Annotated in this window: 4 protein-coding genes, 3 tRNA genes and 1 rRNA gene; all 8 read left to right on the top strand. The window is 31.5% G+C overall.

Annotated features, from left to right (window positions below):
* The first annotated feature begins 58 nt into the window (after positions 1-58).
* The 8 genes from RR539_RS10525 to RR539_RS10490 all read left to right on the top strand — a co-directional run bounded on the left by RR539_RS10525 (position 59) and on the right by RR539_RS10490 (position 3,451).
* A tRNA-Gly gene (locus RR539_RS10525) sits at positions 59-132 on the top strand.
* 63 nt (positions 133-195) lie between these two features.
* Positions 196-312, top strand: a 5S ribosomal RNA gene (gene rrf, locus RR539_RS10520).
* Between the two features lie 4 nt (positions 313-316).
* A tRNA-Glu gene (locus RR539_RS10515) sits at positions 317-391 on the top strand.
* A 3-nt stretch (positions 392-394) separates the two neighbouring features.
* Positions 395-468 (top strand) — tRNA-Gly (locus RR539_RS10510).
* A 176-nt stretch (positions 469-644) separates the two neighbouring features.
* On the top strand, positions 645-2,141 hold the full coding sequence (locus tag RR539_RS10505) for an ABC transporter permease (RefSeq protein ID WP_332474856.1): 1,497 nt from the start codon (positions 645-647) through the stop codon (positions 2,139-2,141).
* 12 nt (positions 2,142-2,153) lie between these two features.
* Entirely contained in the window at positions 2,154-2,816 is a 663-nt protein-coding gene (locus RR539_RS10500) for an ABC transporter ATP-binding protein (RefSeq protein ID WP_332474857.1), read from the top strand.
* A gap of 329 nt (positions 2,817-3,145) precedes the next feature.
* Positions 3,146-3,280 carry a hypothetical protein gene (locus RR539_RS10495; RefSeq protein ID WP_332474858.1) on the top strand — a complete coding sequence of 45 codons (135 nt, stop codon included), beginning with the start codon at positions 3,146-3,148 and terminating at the stop codon, positions 3,278-3,280.
* A gap of 24 nt (positions 3,281-3,304) precedes the next feature.
* The gene (locus RR539_RS10490) at positions 3,305-3,451 is read left to right on the top strand and encodes a hypothetical protein (RefSeq protein ID WP_332474859.1); all 147 of its coding nucleotides are present in this window, start codon (positions 3,305-3,307) and stop codon (positions 3,449-3,451) included.
* Positions 3,452-4,070: the final 619 nt, after the last annotated feature.

Genomic DNA, 4,070 nt, shown 5'->3' with positions numbered 1-4,070 from the left:
AAGACACCACCCTTTCACGGTGGTAACAGGGGTTCGATTCCCCTAGGGGTCACCACTTGCGGGTGTAGTTCAATGGTAGAATTCCAGCCTTCCAAGCTGGCAGCGTGGGTTCGATCCCCATCACCCGCTCCATTTTAAAGACAATTTAGTTTGTCTTTTTTTATTTAATGTATAGCCAATTTAATAACTGGCCAATCAAGTGATGATGGCAGAGAGGATACACCCGTTCCCATACCGAACACGAAGGTTAAGCTCTCTAACGCCGATAGTACTAGTCTGGTGACGGACTGGGAGGGTAGGAAGTCGCTTGTTATTTGGCCCCTTGGTCAAGCGGTTAAGACACCACCCTTTCACGGTGGTAACAGGGGTTCGATTCCCCTAGGGGTCACCACTTGCGGGTGTAGTTCAATGGTAGAATTCCAGCCTTCCAAGCTGGCAGCGTGGGTTCGATCCCCATCACCCGCTCCACTTTAAAGACAATCAATAGATTGTCTTTTTTTTTATGTCTAAAGTTATTTTTTGAATATTTAAATATTAAATAATTAGATTTATTTCATGAATCAATTAGCTTAATATCACATTCCCTTCACATCCAAAATCTATTATGAAATTAGAATAAAAACTTTAAAATAAGGAGAACAAGGATGTATATATTAAAAAATGCTATTAGAAACATAATACGATCTAAGGGGAGAAATATATTAATTGGATTAATTGCACTTGTAATTGCAGCATCAAGTTATATTGCTCTATCCATTAAAGATTCAGCTACTAAGGCTGAAGAAGGTGGTAGAGAAGACCTAAGTATTACCGCAAGTATAAATTTAGATAGAAACAAGGTAATGGAATCAGCTAAGGAAAGTGGAGAAGATCCAAGAATAGCAATGAAAAGTCATTCGTCTCTTTCACTAGAAGAGTTACAAAAGTATGCTAAGTCAAAAAGTATTACAGATTTTTATTTTAATGTTAACACTACTATGAATGGATTTGAAATTGATCCTGTAGATGAATCAGATACTGACGATTCAAGTTCTAGCATGTTTAATCCTAAAAATACAGGTGGACTTAATAAAAGAGGAAATGAGGGTGAATTTACGGTTAGTGGATTTAGTTCTAACAATGCTATGACATCGTTTTTATCAGGGAGCTCTAAAATTTTATCAGGTAAAATGTTTAGTGAATCTGAAAATAACTTGGAGTGTATTATTTCAAATGAACTTGCTAGCTTAAACGGTTTAAGTGTTGGAGATAAAATAGTAGTTTCCAATCCTAATTTAGATGATGAAACTTATAATTTAACTATTTCAGGCATATATGAAAATACAGAAAGTACAAGTAATAATATGAGGTTTTCAACATCATCAGACCCAGCAAATCAAATATATATTAGCTATGCTTCATTAAATCAAATACTTAATTTATCTTCTGAAAATGCAATAGTATCTACAGATATTGAATCAGGTGAGGAAAGCACAACAGAACTTAGAAATGAAGTAAGTGGAACCTATGTATTTAAGGATGTTAATGGACTTGAGTCATTTAAGTCAGAGGTAATAGCTATGGGCCTTAATGAAAATTATTCTGTAGAGTCAATAGACGTTAACAGCTATGAACAAAGCCTTATACCACTAAAGAATCTTAGTAAATTTGCTGGAGTATTTTTAATTGTGGTATTAGCTATTGGATGTGTTATTTTAGTTGTTCTTAATATATTCAATATAAGAGAGAGAAAGTATGAAGTTGGGGTATTAACGGCTATAGGAATGAAAAAGAAAAATGTACTATTACAGTATTTAAGTGAAGTTTTTATAGTAATGTTTACTGCTATTGTTATAGGAACAGGGATTGGACTTACTGCAGCACCTAAAATTACAAGTAATCTTTTAAGTGCACAAGTACAGTCTCAACAAGAGCAAAAACAAGATATAGAAAATAACTTTGGTCGTGGAGGAAATAAAATGCCTCCAAATTCAATAGAAAATAAGGTTGAGTATATAGAAGAAATAAATACATCAGCAGATATTGGTGTAATAATTAAGATATTACAAATAGGCGTAGGATTAATATTAATTTCAGGTTCAGCAGCAATAGTATTTATATTGAGATATGAACCTTTAAAAATATTATCTAACAGAGCGTAGGAGGGTGTAAATATGAGTATTTTAAAACTTGAGGACATAGCATATTCCTATGATAAAGGTAGAAATATGGTATTAAAGGATATATCCTTTGATTTTGAAAAGGGAAAGATATACACAATAGTAGGTAAATCAGGAGCAGGAAAAACAACTCTTTTATCATTGCTTGCCGGATTAACATCTCCAAGTCAGGGAAAAATAATTTACCAAGACAGTGATTTAGAAAGTATTAATAAGTATGAGTATAGAAGTAAGTATGTAGGAGTAATTTTTCAAGGATTTAACTTACTTCCACAATTAACTGCAGCAGAAAATGTTGAGCTTTCAATGGATATTTCAAGGAAGAAATATAATAATAAGAAGGAATATGTTTTTAGCTTACTAGAGAAGGTAGGAATAGACTCAAGTAAGGCAAACCGAAAAGTACTTAAATTATCAGGTGGAGAACAACAAAGAATAGCTATAGCTAGAGCACTTTCATATGATCCTGATATTATACTTGCAGATGAGCCAACAGGTAACCTTGATGGGGCTACACAAAATGATGTTATGAATATATTTAAGTCTCTTGCATATGAAGAAAATAAGTGTGTAATTATTGTAACCCATTCTCCTAAGGTTGCAACTGATGGTGATATTAAATATGAGTTACATCCTATAAAAAATAACCATAAATAACCATTAGAATATTTGTATAATATTAAGTTAAAAATGACATAATAAGAATGTAAGCTAAAGAAATATATTATATATATTTTGAGGAGGCGATTACCTATGGTAAACGTAGTTATTGTAACATACGCTTTAGAGAATTCTGTAACACTTAGTGATTTTAAGAATTACCCATAGGGCAGAGCACCAATCAGTTTACATTGGGATAATTAATTTTATCTCAGCGCCACTTAGATCAGATCTTAGATTTGTTCTAAGTGGCTTTTATTTTTGAATACAATTAGGTGTTTCTTGAGATACTATTATAGAAATATTTTTATAAGGATGTGATTATATTGGCTAAGAAGGGTATGAGAAGACCTAGTCCATCAGAGCCACATGGAACTGAAAGCAACCATAAGCAAAAGTTTCCGAAGAATGATGTACCACCTGTACCAGAGATACAAGGTAAAGCTAAAACAGGCAACTAATAATTAAGCATAGGAGGGTTTCTAATGGCAAAAGATAGTCAACCAGATAATAAGAGGGCTAGAATGGAGAAGTGTAATCACCAAACTCCTATTACAAGTGAAGAAGGTAAGAACCATAATAGAACTTGTAAGAAGCAATCTGTTAATAGAGACAATTGGCAAAGTAACTAATTACTAATGAATTAACTTAAGATAATTTAATTTATATACCTATATAATAAATACAAACTAGAGAGTAGCATTATAGCTACTCTTTATTTATATAGATTTATAAACTTAAAATCATTAATACATTTAATTCATTAAGGTAAATTTCATTTAATAAAAGTTTTTAAACTACATATAAATTAAATTTAAATACAAACTACTAATATAAAACTTATAATTAAGGACTATAAATTCAATAATACAGTGTTTTTTTATATGTTTTCTTACATAGAAGAATTAAATTCTACATTGAAGAAATAAGGCGAAACACCCTTGAAAAACCTAAATATTCCCTTAAAATAAGGTCAACCCTACCTAGTATATCAATTATAGCAAAATAGAGTAATATAGCTAAATTTAATAGTATATTTTATGTAAACTCAATATTTAAGTGTTTTTAATAATTATGGGGAATTTTGTCGTGGTAAGATATATCTTGTCCTGAGGGACACAGTGAAACAGAGGAAACAACGTTTCAAAAATAAATCTAAAACATGGTTGACAAGTAAGAAATTATGGTTTAGAATTATAAACACTTGGTCATTGAAAACTAAACAGTAAAACATATAGCGAGCGTACAATA

The sequence above is a fragment of the Clostridium sp. genome, from assembly GCF_036639235.1.
GTDB lineage: Bacteria > Bacillota > Clostridia > Clostridiales > Caloramatoraceae > Clostridium_AB.
The sequence above is the reverse complement of the archived record's forward strand: the minus strand, read 5'-3'. Positions and strand labels throughout refer to the sequence as shown.